Source organism: Stenotrophomonas sp. (assembly GCF_059505245.1).
On sequence record NZ_JCACKF010000020.1, the window covers coordinates 14,397 to 32,457 of the forward strand.

An 18,061-nucleotide genomic window follows, 5' to 3' on the forward strand; every position below is an offset into this window, starting at 1 on the left:
CGGATGTCGACGCTGGAAGCCGCTCCCGCTGGCGGCATCGTGATTGCAATCGGCAGGGTTCCAGGGGCTGCAACTGGGGCCGCGGATCCTGCGCACGGAAACGGCCGGACTGGCCGCGATCGCGGCGTTGCAGGCGCGGTTGGGCGATCTGGGGTAAGGCTGATTCGTGGTAGTGCCGGCCGCTGGCCGGCATCCACGGGATCATGAGGTTGCCGGCCAGCGGCCGGCACTACCGGGAACCCGACCGGCGGATTGCCGATCAGGCCGCCAAGGAATCCAGCGCCGCTTCCAGTGCATCCAGGTTCGGCAGCAGCGCGCTCTGCTCACCCAGCAGCACGCGCATGTGCACGATCTGCGGCAGGGTTTCTTCGGAGGCGTCGGCCAGCAGGCCGTCGCGCGGCACCGAGATCAGCTGCGGGAAGTTCTGCGTCAGCAGCGCGTAGTACGGGCGCTGCGCGTTGCCGCTGAGGGACTTCAGCACCACCACCTTGTTGTGGCCGGCCACCGTCTCTTCGCCCAGCCCGGAAAGGCGTGCGAACGACACCAGCGGCACCTGCCAGCCGTGCCAGCCGATCTCGCCAACCAGCCAGCGCGGCGCATCGGAGACCGGCTGCACCGGTACGCGCGACATCATTTCGGCCACGGTGGCATTGGGCAGCAGTACGCGCTCGTTGCCGGCCTGGATCAGGACGCCGCGGATTTCGTCGTTGCTGGCGTAGCTCATGGTGCCTCTCCGTTGTCGTCCTGCTCACCCCAGCGCGCGGCAATTGCCTGCGCCAGCTCCTGCGGTTCACCGGCCACCATGCCGGCAGCAACCACGGCGGTGGCCGCAGCCGGGTCGTAGCAGCCCTCGCCTACCTGCCCGGCCACCCACGCACCGGCGGCCGCCAGGTCCAGCGCCGGGCCGACATGGGCCAGGTCGGCACCGCTGAGCAGCACCAGCGCGGTGTGTGCGGCCGGCAATGCAGCGAGCGAAATACCGGTGGCATCGCTCTGGAAATGCAGGCCATCGCTGGCCGCGCGCACGCCGATATCATCGGCCAGCACGTGGACCTCGCCCGGCGCGGCGCGCTGGCCGGCCTCGGCCAGCTGCACCGGCAACGGCGAAACACGCGACATCTGCTTGACCAGGTTGCCGTAGCGGCCACCGTCCAGGCGCATGTGCACCAGGACCGGCACGCTCAACGACGCGGGCAGTGCGCCGAGCAGGCGACGCAACGCATCCGGGCCACCGATGCCGGCCAGCACCAGCACTGATGCGGCGCGCGCACCGGCCGGGGCGGCGGCATCCAGATCGACCAGGGTCAAATGATCGGTATCGAAGGAGGGCTGCGGCGCGGCGGCCGGCGCCGCCACTTCTGCCGGTGCCGGCGCTTCGATCGATTCCTCGACCAGCGACCAGGCGGTGTGATCGAAGGAGATCGGCGGTGCCGCAGGCGCCGCCGGTTCGGCCGGCGCTTGCGGCGGCGAAGGCGGATCCCGTGGTTCGGGCACGTCCGGCTGCAGTGCCGCCAGGGCCTGCTCCAGCGCGATCGGTTCGTGCAGGTGTGCCGGCGGCGAGTACAGACCGTCGGCCGGAACGTCATCGGCCCAGCTCAGCGCCTGCGCCAGATGCGGCTGCAGGGCTTCTTCCTGCGGCGCCGGCGCGGGCGCCGGATGGCCGGGCTCCAGCTGCAGGCTGGGCTCTTCCTCGGCACCCGGCGGCAACACCTGCTGGTGGCCGTGCAGCTTGGCGGCCAGATGGCGCCCCCAACGCTGCGCCTCCCAGCCGTCGCGGCGCGCGGCCAGCTCGGCCTCATCGAACACCAGGGTCAGCCCCGGTGCCGAGAGCACGGCGTCCAGCCGTTCCAGTGCGTCCTCGATGGCCGCTTCCAGCGCGATCACCACGAACTGCGGATCCGCAGCCTGCAGGACCTGTGGCTCCAGGCCGTTCGGGTCATCTTCCAGGACCAGCTGCACATCTGCATGCGACAGCGCCTCGCGCAGGCGTTCGCGCGCCGCACCGGGGCGGGCCAGCAGGGCGACGGCCGGGGCCGGATGGGTTTCACTCACGGACACGGGCGATCCCCAGCAGGTCGTACACGTTACGCATCAGGTCCAGTTCCTGGTACGGCTTGCCCAGGTAACGCTGGACACCGATCTCGAAGGCGCGCTGGCGGTGCTTGTCGCCGCTGCGCGAGGTGATCATCACGATCGGTACATCCTTGTAGCGCGGGTCGGCGCGCATCGCCGTGGCCAGCTCGTAGCCGTCCATGCGCGGCATCTCGATATCCAGCAGCATCAGGTCCGGCACGCGCTCTTCCAGCCGCTCCAGTGCTTCCACGCCGTCACGGGCAACACTGACTTCGAAGTTGTGGCGTTCCAGGATGCGTCCGGTCACTTTGCGCATGGTCAGCGAGTCATCGACCACCATCACCAGCGGCACCTGGCGTTCGTCGCGCGGTGCATTGGCCAGCACCGGTGCGGTCGGATTGGCGAGGAAACGGCGCACCAGCGGCGCGACGTCCAGGATCACCACCACGCGGCCATCGCCGGTGATGGTGGCACCGTAGATGCCCGGTACCGATGCGATCTGCAGGCCGACCGGCTTGACCACGATTTCGCGGTTGCCCAGCACCTGGTCGATCGCCACGGCAGCGCGCAGGTCACCGGCACGCACCAGCAGCAGCGGCACCTGGTCCTGGCCATCGGCGCGTGCCGGGGCCTGCCCGACCAGGCTGCCGAGGTCATACAGCGGATAGTCTTCGCCGCTGTAGCGGTAGCTGCTGTCGGCGGCCTCGAAGCGTTCGCGTGACAGGCGGCCGATACCACTGACCGAGGCCACCGGCACGGCGAAGGTGGTTTCACCGATCTGCACGAACACCGCCTGGGTGACGGCCAGCGTCTGCGGCAGGCGCAAGGTGAAGCGCACGCCCTGGCCACGCACCGACTGGATGTCGACCGAGCCGCCGAGCTGGCGCACTTCGTTGCGCACCACGTCCATGCCCACGCCACGACCCGCCAGCTGGCTGACCTGGTCGGCGGTGGAGAAACCGGAGGCGAAGATCAGGTTGTCCAGTTCCTGCTCGCTGGGCTGCGCATCGGCGGCCAACAGGCCACGATCGATGGCGCGGCGGCGGATCGCTTCGCGGTCCAGGCCAGCACCGTCATCGGCCACTTCCAGCACGATTTCCGAGCCTTCACGGTGCAGGCGGATGGCGACTTCGCCCTCCTCCGGCTTGCCGGCGGCGCGACGCTGTTCCGGCGCCTCCAGGCCGTGGGCCACGGAGTTGCGCAGCATGTGTTCGAGCGGCGCGACCATGCGATCGAGGACATTGCGGTCCAGTTCGCCGTGGGTGCCCTCCAGGGTCAGGTGCACCTGCTTGCCGGTATCCATTCCGGACTGGCGGACCACGCGGCGCAGGCGCGGCACCAGGCCATCGAACGGCACCATGCGCGCGCGCATCAGGCCATCCTGCAGCTCGGAGCTGACGCGCGACTGCTGTTGCAGCAACGAATCGTACTGGCGTGACAGATCGTCGAGCACGCCCTGCAGGCCCCCGAGATCGGCCGCCGACTCGTTCAGTGCACGGCTGAGCTGCTGCAGCGTGGAGAAGCGGTCCAGTTCCAGCGGATCGAACTTCTGATCGGCCTGGTCCTGCTCACGCTGGTAGCGGGCGACGATCTGCGCCTCGGTTTCCAGGTCGAGTCGGCGCAGCTGGTCGCGCAGTCGCGCATTGGTGCGCTCCAGCTCGCCCATCGCGCCGCGGAAGGCACCAAGCTGCTGTTCCAGGCGCGAGCGGTAGATCGCCACTTCACCGGCATGGTTGACCAGGCGGTCGAGCAGATCCGCGCGCACGCGCACCTGTTCCTGCTGCGGGCGCGCCAGCGGATCTTCATCGATCACGCCTTCAGCCGGCAGCGGTGCCGACAACGGCGCATCGAGCAGCGCCGGCGCCGGGCCGGCGACCGCTGCCGACGCGGTTTCTGCAACGCTCGCCACGTCCGCTGCGCCTGCGGCAGCCGCTGCTGCTGCGGCAATATCGGTGGTGGTACGCACTTCGAACGCATCGACCAGATCCTGCGCCGGTTCCACCACGCGGTGGTTACCGGTGCGGGTCAGCAGCTGGTGCAGGCGATCGAATCCGCGCTCCAGCAACTGCACATCGCGGCGTTCGATCTCGGTGCGACCGGCGGCGACCGCCTCCAGCAACGATTCGATGCTGTGGCCGAGATCACCGATGGCGTTGATGCCGGCCATGCGTGCGCCACCCTTCAGGGTGTGCAGGTCACGCTGCAGGCCGGCCAGCACCTCGCGGTCCTGCGGTGCATCACGCAGCTCGCTGATCAGGCCATCGCAGTGGTCGAGCAGGTCCTTGCCTTCCTCGACGAAGATGTCGACCAGCTCGCGATCGTAGACGCTGAAGTCGAGCGTATCGGTGCTGTCTTCCGGCACCGGCATGGCAAGGATGTCAGGTGTCACGGTTTCAGGCACGTCGGCTTCGGGCGCGCTGGCTGCCACGGCATCCGATACCGCAACCGTATCGACGTCGGCGGCTTCGGCGTGGACCTCCGCCTGGCCCGGCGCGTCTTCCAGTTCGAAGAAGCGAACCGGTTCGGCGGTGGCCTGCGCTGCGGCCTCCGCGATCTCCTCATTCACCGTCGCCGGGGACGGCTGATCGGCGCTCTCTCCTTCACCGATCGCCGCCTCCCCGCCGACGTCCGCATCCTCGGCAAAGGCTTCCGCCTCGCCCGGCGCGAGTTCGCTGGCCTGCAGGCCGAGCACGGGCCATTGCCCGTCGTCGGCCAGGGGCTGCTCTTCGTCGATCACGTGCAGGCCGGCCTCGAGCGCGGCTTCCAGCGAGACCGGTTCTGCAAACCCCGGCGCAGCCATTTCATCCTGCAGGCTCGACAGCTCGCTGTCGAGTGGCAGTGCAGCAGGCATTTCGAACGCCGTGGCATCAGCGACGTGCGCGTGATCAGCCGAGGGCGCATTCAGGTCAGATGCGACGGCTTCGACAGCGGCCGGAGTCTCTTCGGCGTCGCGGTCGTCGACCGGCAGCGCACTGGCATCCAGGTACGGCGACAGATCATCCACGACGGTCAAACCGGCATCGTCGGGCAACGGCAGCACGCTTTCGGCCTCCGCCTCGACACCGGCTGCGGCAACGGCTGGAACGTCGTCGGCCACCTGGATCGATTCGACCACCGGCAGCGACGCATCCTCCTCACCCGGTACGGACGGCCATCCGGCATCGAAGTAGCGCGAAAGATCATCGCTGGCCGTCAGCTCACCGACCTCCAGCCCGGCCTCGATCGCCACGTCGGCGACCGGGGCTTCGGCAGTATCGGCACGTGCTTCCGCGTCCTGCTCCGGTGCGGCAAACGAATGCGGCACCGCATCGGATTCAGGCGCGACGGCTGTCGATGCATCCGCGTCCAGTTCCACCGGCGGTTCGTCATCCAGCGCCAGATCGTCTTCTTCGTCTTCCAGGCCCACCATCGGCCAGCGCGCTTCCGGCAACGCGCCAGCCAGCGCCTGCAGGCGCTGCGCGAGTACCTGTTGCGGCGCGATGCGCGGCTGTTCGGCCTGCAACGCTTCCATGGTGGCGGTGATCGCCTGCGCAGTCGCATCCAGGGCGGCTACGCCTTCATCACCCGGGACCACCTCGGCGGCCAGTGCGCGCTTGATGTAGGACTCCGCGCCGCCGGTCACCGCCGTGATCTCGGGCACTTCGGTCATCGCGAAGGCGCCGTTCATGGTGTGCACCGCGCGCAGCAGTGCATCGCTGACCGGTTGCGGCGCCTGCTGCGCCGAACGCAGCCAGTCCTGCAGGGTGGCCTGGTGGACTTCCACCTCGGCCTCGAGAATCTCGCGCAGCACGCTGTCGATGTTGGCCGGCGTACCGGCCACTTCGGCCTCCACGTCGGTATCGGCCGGCGCCGAGGCGGCAGCCTCCGCGTCGAGAATGCGGCTGATCTCGTCTTCGCCGTCAGCTTCAGCAACCGGTACAACCGGCGCAGCCGCACCCGGCAGCGGTACGTAGTAGGTTTCCTCGCCTGCGCCGACACGATCGGCAATGGCCTGCATGGCCTGCAGGTCGACGCTGATGCGCTGGCCGTGGCGCAGCGCTGCGTTCAGCTGTGGCAGCGCCGCATGTGCGTTGTCGACCATCGCCAGCACCGCCGGCGAGGCGGCGCGGCTGCCATCCAGCACGCGGTTGAGCATGCCTTCGATCTTCCACGCGAACTCGCCCAGCGTACGTGCGCCAACCAGGCGGCCACTGCCCTTGAGGGTATGGAAGATGCGGCGGATCGGGCGCAGCCGGTCCATGTTGTCCGGCTGCATGCGCCACGCCGGCAGCAGCGTGCCCAGATTGGCGAGCTCGTCGTCGAACTCTTCCAGGAACACCTCGCGGATGTCCTCGTCGATGTTCTCGGCGTCGTCGTCGAAGCCGGCGTCGAAGCCCGTAGTCGCATCGGCATTGGCGTCGGCGCCGGTCGCAACGACCGCTTCCGGTGCCGCCGCGGTGGGCATCGCCTGCGGATTGAAGCCGGCAGCGGCTGCACTCAGCTCGGCGAAGAACTGGGCATCGGCTTCGCTGAAATCGATCGGCGCGATGGTGTCGATATCGATCACCGACACGGCCGGCGCCGACGTTTCCGCTGCCGGGGCGGGCGCTTCGATCGACGGCGGCGTGATCGACGATGCCGGCAGGTCATCCGGAGCCTCGTCCACCCTGACCTCCGCCGCAGGCGATGCATCGGCCAGCGGCGGTGCCACGGCATCGACGATCTCCAGCGACGGATGCAACCCGGCGTCATCGTCCAGCGACAACGTTTCCATCGCATGCAGCGACAGCACATCGTCAGCGTTGTCCAATGCATCGGCGTCGAAGCGGAACACCACGTCGTCGGCCTCGGCAACCGCGCCCTGTTCGGCCGCTACCGGATCGAACACCGGCCCAGCATCGAATCCGGTCACGGGCGAAACCACGCTGTCCGTCATCTTGTCGATCGCAGGCGCTGCGCTTTCCTCAAGCACCTGCGGCGCCTCGGACAGCGACCACTGCGGTGCATCGGCGTGATCGCTGTCGGCCAGTTCGAAGCTGACGGGATCGAAACTGGCGAACGTCGGCGCGCGTTCGTCGCCGGCGGGTGCGGCCGCCTCGGCTTCGGGGTAGAACGGCGCCAGCTCCCACTGCGGGACATCAGGCGCAGGTGCGCTGGACGCGGCGAAGACCAGCGATGCCTCGGCATCAGCCTGTGTTGGCAGCGGCGAGGCGCCAGCATCCAACGGGCTGGCGGCCACGACGCCCGCGGTGCCCAGCGCGCCGAACATCAGGCTGTTGTCGGGCACCCTCGGTGCCGGTGTGGCCGGCGGCGGATCGAAGGTGAAGTCCGGCAGCGATACCGGCACGTCGCCGGCCGCGGGCGCAGCAGGCTGCACCGGTACCTCGATGCGCTCGGGCTGCAGCGGCTCGACCTGCACCGGCAGCGGCTCACGTTCGATCGCAAGCGCTGCCGGCGCTTCCGGTGCGGCGGCGTTGCGTTCGGGCAGCGGCCAGTAGCGCAGTGCCTCGAGGCTGCTGCGGGTGATTTCGAGGATGTCTTCGCGGCCCGGGCGACGATCGCGCAGGGCTTCCAGGTAGTACTCCAGGCTGGCCATGGCATCGGCCAGGGTGTCCAGCTGGCGGCCGCTGGGCACGCGCTGGCGGCCGATCAGCTCGGCCTCGATGTACTGCTGCACGCCACGCAGGTAATCGGCGGCGGTACCCAGGTCGAGCATGCGCAGCGCGCCGGACACATCGCCCAGCAGGCGCGGTACATCCTGCAGCTCGGCATGGTTCCAGCTGGTTTCGATGAAGGCGACGAAATGCTCGCGGGCGGCAGCGAAGTTGGCGATGGCTTCATGGGCCAGCACTTCCACCGTGCGCCGGTTCTCCACCGCGCTCGGATCGTCCTCGCCACTGCCGCCGGCGCCCAGATGGGCAACCTGGTCGTCCAGCGAGGCATCGACGTACAGCAGCGCACCGGCGATATCCAGCAGCAGGTTCTCGTCGATCTGCTGGCGCCCCTCGACCACGCCACGCAGCGCGTCGCGCTGCTGCACGACCACGCCGCGGGCCACGCCCAGGCCCATCATGCCCAGCGTGTCGGCCACGGCGCCCAGTTCGTTGGCCTGGGTCTGCAACTGTTCCGGTGCACCGCCGGTGCGCAGGTGCAGGTCAAGCGCATCCTTGATGCGCAGCAGTTCTTCCTTCACTGCGCTGCCGACGGTATCGAGCAGCTCGCGGTTGCGCCCGCTCAGGCTGCCCCGGGCATGGTCCAGTTCGGCCTCGGTGGCGGTGATGCTGTCCGGCGCAAAGGCCAGCAGCACGCTGTCGTTGACGCCTTCTTCGCCACGCGACGCGCGGATCTCGTTGAGCAGCGGCATCAGCACGATCGGAATGTCGCGATGGCCGTTCTGCAGGCGCTCCAGATAGTCCGGCAGCAGCACGCTGCCACGCATCAGGGTCGCACAGGCTTCATCCCGGTCGGCCACCTGGCCGGCGCCGATGGCATTGGCCAGCTGCTCGAGCTCTTCGGCCACCATCGCCGGGGCATACAGTTCAACCATGCGCAGGGTGCCCTGCACCTGGTGCAGGTAGCCGGCGCAGATGCGCATGCGGCTGGCATCACTCGGGTCTTCCGCGTAGTACTCGACCTCGTTGCGCACCTGGCGCAGGGTCTCGTCCAGCTCGGGCTTGACCCAGCCCAGCGCTGCGTGGCTCATCGCATCGCGCAGACTGCTCATGGACGCGCTCCGTTCGCCGCCGCGCGGTGGCCGCGCGGATTCTGGCGTGGGGAATGGAAATGCTTCATCGACTGGTTCCTTGCTCGCCACCCTGCCCGCGTCACGCCGGCAGCTTGAAGTCGGCGACCGACCGGCGCAGGTCCGCCGCCAGCTGCGCGAGGTGGCCGATCGACTCTGCGGTCTGCCCGGCACCCTGCGAGGTCTGGCCGGTGATCTGCCGGATCACGCCCATGGTGCGGGTGATGTCCGAGGCCGCGGCCGACTGCTGCTGGGCGGCGATGGAGATGTTCTTGATGAGGGTATTGAGGGCGTTGGACACGCGCTCGATCTCGGTCAGCGCGGTACCGGCGTCCTCGGCCAGGCGCGCACCGGACACCACTTCGGCCGTGGTCTGCTCCATCGAGGTGACCGCTTCGTTGGTATCGGCCTGAATGGCCTGGACCAGGTTTTCGATGCGTCGGGTCGCACCCGAGGTACGTTCTGCCAGGCGCTGCACTTCGTCGGCCACGACCGCGAAACCGCGGCCCGCTTCACCCGCCGACGCCGCCTGCACCGCCGCGTTCAGCGCCAGGATGTTGGTCTGCTCGGAAATGTCATTGATCAGTTCCACGATCGAGCCGATTTCCTGCGACGACTCGCCCAGGCGCTTGATGCGCTTGGAGGTTTCCTGGATCTGGTCGCGGATCTGGTCCATGCCCTGGATGGTCTCGCGCACCACGCCGGCGCCTTCGGCGGCGATCACCACCGAGCGCTGTGCCACGTCGGCCGACTCGGCCGAGTTGCGCGAAACCTGCTCGATGCTCGCTGCGATTTCACCGATGCGGTCCGAGGCGGAGGTGATCTGGTTGGCCTGGTGGCCCGCCGCCTCTGCCAGCTGCATCGCGGTGGCCTGGGTTTCCTGGGTGGACATCGCGACCTTGGCCGAGGTGTCGTTGATGGTGGTCACCAGGTGGCGCAGCTCGTCCACCGCATAGTTGATCGCGTCGGCGATCGCGCCGGTCATGTCCTCGGTCACCGAGGCCTTCACCGTCAGGTCACCCTCACCGAGCGAGGAGATTTCGTCCAGCAGCCGCATGATCGCCTGCTGGTTGCGGCTGTTGAATTCCACCTGGGTCTGGTAACGCAGTTCCTGCTCGCGCGAGCGGCTGCGCACGTTGGTGGAGACGAAGCCGATGATCGCGATCAGCGACAGCGCGCCGGACACCACGCCGATCCAGAAGTTGGGGAACAGGCGGGTGTCGGACACCGAGCCGAACGAGGAGAACGCATCGAACAGCTTGCGGCTGTCTTCCAGCATGTGGGCCGAGCCCTGGCCCAGCGCGGTCGCCGCCGACTGCGCCGCGAACAGCTGGCGCGAGCTGGCCAGGATCGCGTCGGCGTCCTGCTTCATCGCTTCCCACTTCTGCTGCGACTGCTCCAGTGCGGCCACGGCGGCAGCACCGCGCACGGCGGTGATGCCCAGTTCCTCGTTGCCGTTGCGCAGGCCGTCGAGCACCTGCGAGAACACGGTGATGTCGCGCGCCAGCGCATCCCCGGAGGTCGCTGCGGCGCTGCCACCGGCACGCATTTCGGTCACACGACGGGCCATCGAACCGGCCACCACGACCTGCTGCAGTGCGCTGTACACCTGCGACGAGGGGGCGCCGGAGGCGGACATCGCGCGCACCAGCTCGTTCAGCTGGGCCTGCAGGCCCGGTACCGCGCCGGTGAAGTTGTTGGCATTGCCGGCCAGCGCCAGCACCGCCGGCTCGCTGGCCACCAGCTGCCCGGCCTGCTTGCCCAGCGGCGCCCAGGTTTCGCCCAGGGTGGCGATGGCGCCGGACACGCCCGGCTCCTTGCCATAGCGGCCCTGCAGCGTCGACACGTTCTGTTCGATCGCGTTGCGGGTGGCCTTGAAGGCGGTGAAGGCCTGGGCGTTGCCGCCGACCGCGTCACGTCCCTGGTTGGCCAGCTGCTGCGACAGCACCTGCAGGTCGGCGGCCTTGGAGCCGGCGTCGGCAAGGCGGCTGCCCTGCCAGGTGGCGACGCCGGTGTTGACGCCGAACAGGATCATCGATGCCAGCAGCAGGAACAGCCAGAGGTTGCTGCCGCCCAGCCGCAGCTTGCCGGTCTTGGTGGCGTCCGAAGCAGTACTCATCGTTCAACCTCGATCTTCAATGCAGGGGGCGATGCCCGGCCTCAGGCCGCGGCTTGCCGGAATTCAGGGGTGCGCGACAGCAGCGAGAGCGAGAACACGCCCCAGTCATGGCCGTCGGCATGGAAGGCACGGTCAACGAAATGGCCGTAGCGGCCTTCGGCCAACGTGCCCGCGTCGATCTGCTGGTCCAGCTCGAAGCTGCGCTGGCCGAACAGTTCATCGATGGTCAGTGCGACGTCGCCGCCAGCCTGGCGCATGATCAGCACGCGCTGGCCTTCCTGCTGCACGGTGCGCGTGCCTTCCAGGAAGTACTTCAGGTCGACCACCGGGAACAGGTTGCCACGCAGGTTGCCCACGCCGAGCAGCCAGGGCTGCGCGCAGGGCACCGGGGTCACCGGCGGCATCGGCACGATTTCCACCACTTCGCAGAAATCGGACACCAGCCGGCGCTGGCCGACGCGGTAACCGACGCCACGCCACAGGTCCTGGGCGAACTGCCGCCCGGGCAGCTGCACTGCATGGGCCAGGCTGCGTCGTTCGTAGGCTTCAAGGATGTCGAAGGGCGAGCGCATCAGGCCACCAGTTCGTTGATCCGCGCGATCAGTTCATCCTCGCGCGGCGGCTTGACGATGTAATCGGCTGCGCCCTGGCGCAGGCCCCAGGCCTTGTCGGTTTCCATCGCCTTGGTGCTGACGATGATCACCGGGATGTGCTTGATCGCCGCATCGCGGGCCATCGCCCGGGTGGCCTGGAACCCGCTCATGCCGGGCAGGACCACGTCCATCAGGACCAGCTGCGGCACCTGGTCGCGGACCAGCTGCAGGCCATCCTCGGCGTTGTCCGCTTCCAGCACCTCGTGGCCGGCACGGCGCAGCCACTGGGTGAACACCGCGCGGTCGGTCGGTGAATCCTCGATCAGGACGATACGAGCCATTGTGCCTTTCCCCCCTGGTCAGGCGTTGACGTATGTGCGGATGGCACCCAGCAGTTCTTCGCGCGTGAAAGGCTTGGTCAGGTATTGCTCCGAGCCGACGATGCGCCCCCGCGCCTTGTCGAACAGACCATCCTTGGACGACAGCATGATCACCGGGGTCGCCTTGAACAGCTGGTTGCCCTTGATCAGCGCACAGGTCTGGTAGCCATCCAGGCGCGGCATCATGATGTCGACGAAGATGATCTGCGGCTGCTGGTCTGCGATCTTGGCAAGCGCTTCGAAGCCGTCGGTGGCGGTGACCACCTCGCAGCCTTCGCGCTTGAGCAGCGTTTCCGCAGTCCTGCGGATGGTCTTCGAATCATCGATGACCATCACCCGGAGTCCTGCGAGTTCCCCGCCCGCAGTCGTGTTTTCAGTCATTGCCTATCCCCAAGCGCACGGCCCAATCTCTGGCGGGAGCCGCTGCGAAAGCGTATCTATATCGCACTTCCCGCGCCCGCTTCAAGGCCGGCCTGCCGCGCAGGGGGTAGCACCGGGCTGAACGTGACCGGGTTCGCAATGACTGCGCTGCCGGCAGGCGGACGCTGCGTTGCACTACGGCGGGGAGGCGCACGGCCGGCGTTGCCGCTACCATCAACGCCTTGCCTGACAGGTGCGCCCATGCCGTTGAACGTCATCGTGGTGATGGACCCCATCGCCCACATCAAGATCGCCAAGGACACCACCTTCGCCATGTTGCTGGAAGCCCAGCGCCGTGGCCATGCCCTGCACTACGTGCGGCCCGGCGGGCTGGCCCTGGAAGGTGGCGTGGCGGTGGCCCAGACCGCACCGCTGCAGGTGCGCGACGACCCGGCCGGCTGGTATGAGCTGGGCGCGTTCAGCCGTACCGAGTTCGGTCGCGGCCAGATCGTGCTGATGCGCAAGGACCCGCCCGTCGACGCCGAGTACATCTACGACACGCAGGTGCTGGACGTGGCTGCCGCTGCCGGCGCCTGCGTGGTCAACAACCCGCAGGGCCTGCGCGACTACAACGAGAAGCTGGCCGCCCTGCTGTTCCCGCAGTGCTGCCCGCCGACCCTGGTCAGCCGCGATGCCAAGGCATTGAAGGCCTTCGCGCTGGAGCACGGCCAGGCCGTGCTGAAGCCGCTGGATGGGATGGGCGGCCGCTCGATCTTCCGCAGCGGCCAGGGCGATCCGAACCTGAACGTGATCCTGGAAACCCTGACCGACGGCGGCCGCAAGCTGGCGCTGGCCCAGAAGTTCATTCCCGACATCACGGCCGGCGACAAGCGCATCCTGCTGGTCGACGGCGAACCGGTCGACTACTGCCTGGCGCGCATTCCCCAGGGTGACGAGTTCCGCGGCAACCTGGCGGCTGGCGGCCGTGGCGAAGGGCGCCCGCTGAGCGAGCGTGACCGCTGGATCGCCGGCCAGGTTGGCCCGGAGATGAAGCGCCGTGGCATGCGCTTCGTCGGCCTGGACGTGATCGGCGATTACCTGACCGAGGTCAACGTGACCAGCCCGACCTGCGTGCGCGAGCTCGACGCGCAGTACGGCCTGAACATCGCCGGCACCCTGTTCGACGCGCTCGAGGCCGGCCTGCGCTGATGGCGGCCGCACCTGCCGTCCTGCCCCCGCCGGCGCGCGAAGCGCAACGGCTGGGCGCGACCATCGCGCTGTCGATCGTGGTCCACGCCCTGCTGATCCTGGGCGTGGGTTTTGCGGTGAAAGGCGACGCACCACTGGTGCCGACGCTGGAGGTGATCTTCAGCCAGACCCGCACCGCACTGACCCCGAAGCAGGCCGATTTCCTTGCCGCCGCCAGCCAGGAAGGTGGCGGCGAGCACGACCGTGCGCAGCGCCCGCGCGACAACCAGGCCGGCATCGTTCCGCAGGCCCAGGCGGGGCTGAGCCCGGTGCCGCAACAGCAGCAATCGGCCGCGCCGGCGCCCCCGCCGCAGGCGCGGGTGGTCAGCAGCCGCAACGGCGAAGAGGCAGTGGCCCAGGCGCAGGCGCGCCCGACACCGGAGCAGCCGGAACCGGATGCACCGCTGACGGCACGCGAGCAGCGTGATGCCGAGATGGCGCGGCTGGCGGCCGAGGTGCATCTGCGCTCGGCGCAGTACGCCAAGCGCCCGAACCGCAAGTTCGTGTCGGCCAGCACGCGCGAATATGCCTACGCCAATTACCTGCGCGCCTGGGTCGACCGCGCCGAGCGCGTCGGCAACCTGAATTACCCGGACGAGGCCCGGCAGCGCCGGCTCGGCGGCCAGGTGGTGATCAGCGTGGGCGTGCGCCGCGATGGCAGCGTGGAAAGCAGCCGGATCCTGCGTTCAAGCGGGACGCCGTTACTGGATGAGGCGGCGCTGCGGGTGGTGCAGCTTGCGCAGCCATTCCCGCCGCTGCCGAAGACCGAGGACGAGATCGACATCCTGCAGGTCACCCGCACCTGGGTGTTCCTGCCGGGTGGCACCCTGCACGACGACCGGTAGGGGTTTGTTGCCCGGGCCTGCGGCCCGGGACCCGCTGGAAGCAAAGTCAAAGTCAACATCAACAGCAGCGGTCGGGATATTGGGTTTGGCGGGGCGGTATGGGCTTGCAGGACACGCCGTAAACCCGTCCCTGGGGGCTCGATGGCGCCTTGCTCGTGTGCGCTGTCCTGCGCACGCGGCAAGACCGGGGTTGAGCGTCCTGCCCAACCCGCCCGAGGCGTGCCTCGGGCCCATGGCGCCAACGGTCCTGCAAGCCCATGCCGCCCCGCCTCTGACAGATCCCGACGCATCATTGCTGTTGGTAGGTGTCGACCTTGGTCGACACACATCCACGCTACGCGTGGATGCGAGCGAAGCGATCCGCTGTTGACTTTGATTTTCTTTTGATTTTCCGTGGCGGACGCACACGGAAACTGTCAGAGGTCGGGCGGGGTGGGTTCGCGGGGGTGTCCGCGGCATGGATGCCGCGGCCAAGCCCCCATGGATGAGGGCGCTTTGCTTGCGAAGCACTGCTTCGCAAGCGCCCGAACGCACAGCCGCCAGCGGCTGGGCCGGACCGCGGAGCGGGGTTTACGGCGTCCCCCGCGAACCCACCCCGCCCGGCCAAGCGCGGCTTTGGGTTTATGCGATCAACCAACCCCGCCACGAGGGGCTCAGCCGTTGGCCTTCGCCTTCGCCTCGCGCGCGGCCTGCTGCTCGACCAGGGTCAGTGCCACGTTGTCGCGCAGGTAGGCCGGCTCGACCTTCTCCGGCGCAATGGCTTCGCCGCGCGCGAACGCCGGCACCGCCAGTGCGAGCACGTCCGACGCACGCGGCAATGCCGTGGCGTCGAATCCGCGCAAACCTGTACCGAGCTGCGCGACCAGCGCACCCCCGGCTGCGGCGAACCCGGTACCAACACCGTAGGCCGACAGCCCTTCCGGCAGCGCCACCGCCGCCGGCGCGCAGACGCGCTCGGCATCGCGCGCGACCGGCAGGCCGTCCACGCGCTCGAAGCGGGCGACGTAGAGTTCGCCCATCCGCGCATCGATGGCCGACAGGATCTGCGTTTCTTCCGCCGGTGCGCGCAGCGCCAATACCTGCAGCGTCGAGACCGGCAGCAGCGGACGGTCCAGTGCCAGTGCGATGCCCTGGGCAATGGCAATCGCCAGGCGCACGCCCGTGAACGCACCCGGACCGCGACTGAGGGCGATGCCATCAAGCTGGCGACGGCTGATGCCGGCGTCGGCCAGCAGCGCCTCGGCCCACGGCAGGCTCAACTCGGCGTGCCGGCGCGGGGCGATCTCGAAGCGTTCCAGCACCTGCCCATCGACATGCAGGGCAACGGAACAGGCTTCGGTGGCGGTTTCAAAGGCAAGCAGTTTCATTGGATCAGGTCAGAACAAGGGGAACGTGGCACCGGGAGCAGGCTCCGGGCCCGCCGCAACGGCGGCCGAGGCACCCGCATCATCGGCCACGGGCAGCCATTGTGGCCTAAAGAAGGCCTGCACATCGGCCAGGCTGCGGGTGCGCCGGAACGGCGGCAGCGACTCAAGAAAGACCCGGCCATAGCCACGGTTGAGCAGGCGCGGATCGCACAGGACCAGCACGCCCCGGTCGCTTTCGCTGCGGATCAGGCGGCCAACGCCCTGCTTCAGGGCGATCACCGCCTGCGGCAGCTGCTCGTCGCGGAACGGGCTGCCCCCCTGGCTGCGGATCGCCTCCAGCCGCGCCTCGTATACCGGGTCATCCGGTGCCGCGAACGGCAGCTTGTCGATCATCACCACGCTCAGCGCTTCGCCGACCACGTCCACGCCCTCGCGGAAACTGGCCGAGCCCAGCAGCACGCCATTGCCCGATTCGCGGAAACGCTGCAGCAGCGCCGCGCGTGGCGCCTCGCCCTGCACGAACAACGGCCACGGCCCGTCGCGCAGTGCCTCGGCGGCCTCGCGCAATGCACGGTGCGAGGCGAACAACAGGAACGCCCTGCCCTGCGAGGCCTGCAACACCGGCCGCAAGGTCTGGATCAGCGCGGTGCCAAACCCGCGCGCCGCCGGATCGGGCAGGCCTTCGGGCAGGTAGCACAACGCCTGCTCGGGCCAGTTGAACGGGCTCGGCTGGACCAGCGTGTGCGGATCGTCCAGGCCCAGGCGCGTGGCGATGTGGTCGAAGCCACCGCCCACGGTCAGCGTGGCCGAGGTGAAGATCCATGCCGCGCGGCTGCGCTCGCGATGCTCGCGCAGCGGGCCGGACACATCCATCGGCGTGCGCTGGCAGCGGAAACCACGCGGGGTGAGCTCATACCAGAGCACATCGGCGGCACGGGGGGTCTCCGCCGGATCGGTATCGAAATCGAGGGTGGGCTCATCATCCCCCAGCCAGCGCTGCAGCCGCGACACCGCCTCGCGTGCCCGCGCATGACAGGCATCCAGACCCGCCGCCGCCTCGCGCAGCGGTTGCAGTGCCTGCTCCAGCGTCACCAGGCCGGCCATCACCGTATCGAATCCATCGCGCACCAGTGGCATCGCCAGTGCACGCCACTGCGTACCCCGTGGCGGCAGCCCCTCCATCGCCGAGCGCAGCGCCAGCAATGCCTGCTGCAACTGGTCGACCGGTTCCTGCAGGGCCGACTGCGCGCCGCCTACGCCGCGCGCCTCGGCCAGGCAGTCGCGGCCGAGTTCCTGCCACGGGCGCATGCCGAAGCCTTCGCCGAAAAACTGCGCGGCCAACTCGGGCAGCTGATGCGCCTCGTCGATGACAAAGGCCTGCGCCCCCGGCAGCAACTCACCGAAGCCGTCCTGCTTCAGTGCCAGGTCGGCCAGCAGCAGGTGGTGGTTGACCACCACCACGTCGGCAGCCTGCGCACGTTGGCGCGCGCGCACCACGAAGCAGTCGTCCCAGAACGGGCAATCGGTACCCAGGCAGTTGTCGACCGTGGAAGTGACCATCGGCAGAAGCGGCGAGTCATCGGCCAGGCCTTCCAGTTCGGCGATGTCACCGAACTCCGAACGGCCGGACCAGGCCAGGATGCGCTGGAACTGCGCAGCCTGCTCCGGGCTGGAAAAACGCGGTTCGCCCCGCGCCTGCTGCAGGCGGTAGCGGCACAGGTAATTCGCGCGCCCCTTCAGCAGCGCGCTGCGCAGGCCAACGCCCAGTGCCTGGCGCACGCGCGGCAGATCGCGGTGGTAGAGCTGGTCCTGCAACGCGCGGGTACCGGTGGAGATGATGGTGCGCAGCCCGGACAGCAGCACCGGCACCAGATAGGCGAAGGTCTTGCCGGTGCCTGTACCGGCCTCGGCCAGCAGCAGGTCGCGCTGCTGCAGCGCTTCGGCGATGGCGTCGGTCAGGTGCAGCTGTGCCGGACGCGGGACAAAGGCATCCAGATGCGAGGCGAGCGCGCCGCCTTCGCTGAGGGCTTCGCGGCTGGCATGGACAAGGTCGGACATCAGAGGGAGAGGATACCCGGCCGGGCGCTGCCCGGCACCCGTTTCAAGCCAGGGCAACAGCAACAGCGGTGTTCATGGCTCTGGATTTTTACGTGCTGGGCAGGCCGGGAGGGGCAGGCAGGACACGCCGTAAACCCATCCATGGGGGCTCGATGGCGCCATCCATGGCGCCAACGGTCCTGCCTGCCCCTCCCGCCCCAACCTCGACAGTTTCCCAGTGACGGATGCACGCGCGGCGTCGCGTCGAGCTTGCTCGACTGCCCTTTCAGAAGCGGTGGGTGGAACGGAAAACAAGAA

11 protein-coding genes and 1 pseudogene are annotated in these 18,061 nt (G+C 68.7%); 3 read left to right on the forward strand and 9 right to left on the reverse strand.

What is annotated here, in order from left to right:
* Positions 1-43: 43 nt before the first annotated feature.
* Positions 44-157 (forward strand): annotated as a pseudogene (locus AC5JLE_RS08690) (16S rRNA (uracil(1498)-N(3))-methyltransferase); the annotation flags it as partial.
* A 102-nt stretch (positions 158-259) separates the two neighbouring features.
* Here the strand turns inward: AC5JLE_RS08690 and AC5JLE_RS08695 are convergent.
* The 7 genes from AC5JLE_RS08695 to pilG form a co-directional block, all read right to left on the reverse strand.
* A complete protein-coding gene (locus AC5JLE_RS08695; protein ID WP_014648089.1) occupies positions 260-724 on the reverse strand; it encodes a chemotaxis protein CheW in 465 nt (154 codons plus the stop codon).
* Positions 721-2,058: a chemotaxis protein CheB gene (locus AC5JLE_RS08700; protein ID WP_032959096.1), complete on the reverse strand. Its 1,338-nt coding sequence runs from the start codon at positions 2,056-2,058 to the stop codon at positions 721-723. Before AC5JLE_RS08700 ends, AC5JLE_RS08695 begins: the two co-directional genes overlap by 4 nt.
* The gene (locus tag AC5JLE_RS08705; RefSeq protein ID WP_496065217.1) at positions 2,045-8,776 is read right to left on the reverse strand and encodes an Hpt domain-containing protein; all 6,732 of its coding nucleotides are present in this window, start codon (positions 8,774-8,776) and stop codon (positions 2,045-2,047) included. The genes AC5JLE_RS08700 and AC5JLE_RS08705 overlap by 14 nt, the downstream gene beginning before the upstream one ends.
* Positions 8,777-8,876: 100 nt before the next feature.
* Complete coding sequence (locus tag AC5JLE_RS08710) at positions 8,877-10,913, reverse strand: methyl-accepting chemotaxis protein (RefSeq protein ID WP_496065218.1); 2,037 nt, start codon at positions 10,911-10,913, stop codon at positions 8,877-8,879.
* Between the two features lie 41 nt (positions 10,914-10,954).
* A complete protein-coding gene (locus tag AC5JLE_RS08715; protein WP_496065219.1) occupies positions 10,955-11,485 on the reverse strand; it encodes a chemotaxis protein CheW in 531 nt (176 codons plus the stop codon).
* Positions 11,485-11,847, reverse strand: a complete 363-nt coding sequence (locus AC5JLE_RS08720) for a response regulator (protein ID WP_005410717.1) — start codon at positions 11,845-11,847, stop codon at positions 11,485-11,487. The genes AC5JLE_RS08715 and AC5JLE_RS08720 overlap by 1 nt, the downstream gene beginning before the upstream one ends.
* Positions 11,848-11,865: 18 nt before the next feature.
* Entirely contained in the window at positions 11,866-12,267 is a 402-nt protein-coding gene (pilG, locus tag AC5JLE_RS08725; protein WP_005418455.1) for a twitching motility response regulator PilG, read from the reverse strand.
* Positions 12,268-12,507: 240 nt separating this feature from the next.
* On the opposite strand from pilG, the gene gshB reads away from it, so the two are divergent.
* Together gshB and AC5JLE_RS08735 are read left to right on the forward strand one after the other, a co-directional pair.
* Positions 12,508-13,455, forward strand: a complete 948-nt coding sequence (gene gshB, locus AC5JLE_RS08730; protein WP_014648094.1) for a glutathione synthase — start codon at positions 12,508-12,510, stop codon at positions 13,453-13,455.
* Positions 13,455-14,339, forward strand: coding sequence for an energy transducer TonB family protein (locus AC5JLE_RS08735; protein WP_014648095.1), 885 nt, complete (start codon positions 13,455-13,457; stop codon positions 14,337-14,339). Before gshB ends, AC5JLE_RS08735 begins: the two co-directional genes overlap by 1 nt.
* Positions 14,340-14,992: 653 nt before the next feature.
* Here AC5JLE_RS08735 and tsaB read toward each other — a convergent pair.
* The gene (gene tsaB, locus AC5JLE_RS08740; protein WP_032962098.1) at positions 14,993-15,706 is read right to left on the reverse strand and encodes a tRNA (adenosine(37)-N6)-threonylcarbamoyltransferase complex dimerization subunit type 1 TsaB; all 714 of its coding nucleotides are present in this window, start codon (positions 15,704-15,706) and stop codon (positions 14,993-14,995) included.
* 9 nt (positions 15,707-15,715) lie between these two features.
* Positions 15,716-17,764: a DNA repair helicase YoaA gene (gene yoaA / locus AC5JLE_RS08745; protein ID WP_496065220.1), complete on the reverse strand. Its 2,049-nt coding sequence runs from the start codon at positions 17,762-17,764 to the stop codon at positions 15,716-15,718.
* Between the last annotated feature and the right edge of the window lie 297 nt (positions 17,765-18,061).

What these genes read in the sequence shown, in the direction of transcription:
- gshB (WP_014648094.1), top strand. Translation starts at nt 12,508, where the DNA reads ATGCCGTTGAACGTCATCGTGGTGATGGACCCCATCGCCCACATCAAG.
- AC5JLE_RS08710 (WP_496065218.1), bottom strand. Translation starts at nt 10,913, where the DNA reads ATGAGTACTGCTTCGGACGCCACCAAGACCGGCAAGCTGCGGCTGGGC.
- yoaA (WP_496065220.1), bottom strand. Translation starts at nt 17,764, where the DNA reads ATGTCCGACCTTGTCCATGCCAGCCGCGAAGCCCTCAGCGAAGGCGGC.
- AC5JLE_RS08715 (WP_496065219.1), bottom strand. Translation starts at nt 11,485, where the DNA reads ATGCGCTCGCCCTTCGACATCCTTGAAGCCTACGAACGACGCAGCCTG.
- AC5JLE_RS08695 (WP_014648089.1), bottom strand. Translation starts at nt 724, where the DNA reads ATGAGCTACGCCAGCAACGACGAAATCCGCGGCGTCCTGATCCAGGCC.
- pilG (WP_005418455.1), bottom strand. Translation starts at nt 12,267, where the DNA reads ATGACTGAAAACACGACTGCGGGCGGGGAACTCGCAGGACTCCGGGTG.
- AC5JLE_RS08705 (WP_496065217.1), bottom strand. Translation starts at nt 8,776, where the DNA reads ATGAGCAGTCTGCGCGATGCGATGAGCCACGCAGCGCTGGGCTGGGTC.
- AC5JLE_RS08735 (WP_014648095.1), top strand. Translation starts at nt 13,455, where the DNA reads ATGGCGGCCGCACCTGCCGTCCTGCCCCCGCCGGCGCGCGAAGCGCAA.
- tsaB (WP_032962098.1), bottom strand. Translation starts at nt 15,706, where the DNA reads ATGAAACTGCTTGCCTTTGAAACCGCCACCGAAGCCTGTTCCGTTGCC.
- AC5JLE_RS08720 (WP_005410717.1), bottom strand. Translation starts at nt 11,847, where the DNA reads ATGGCTCGTATCGTCCTGATCGAGGATTCACCGACCGACCGCGCGGTG.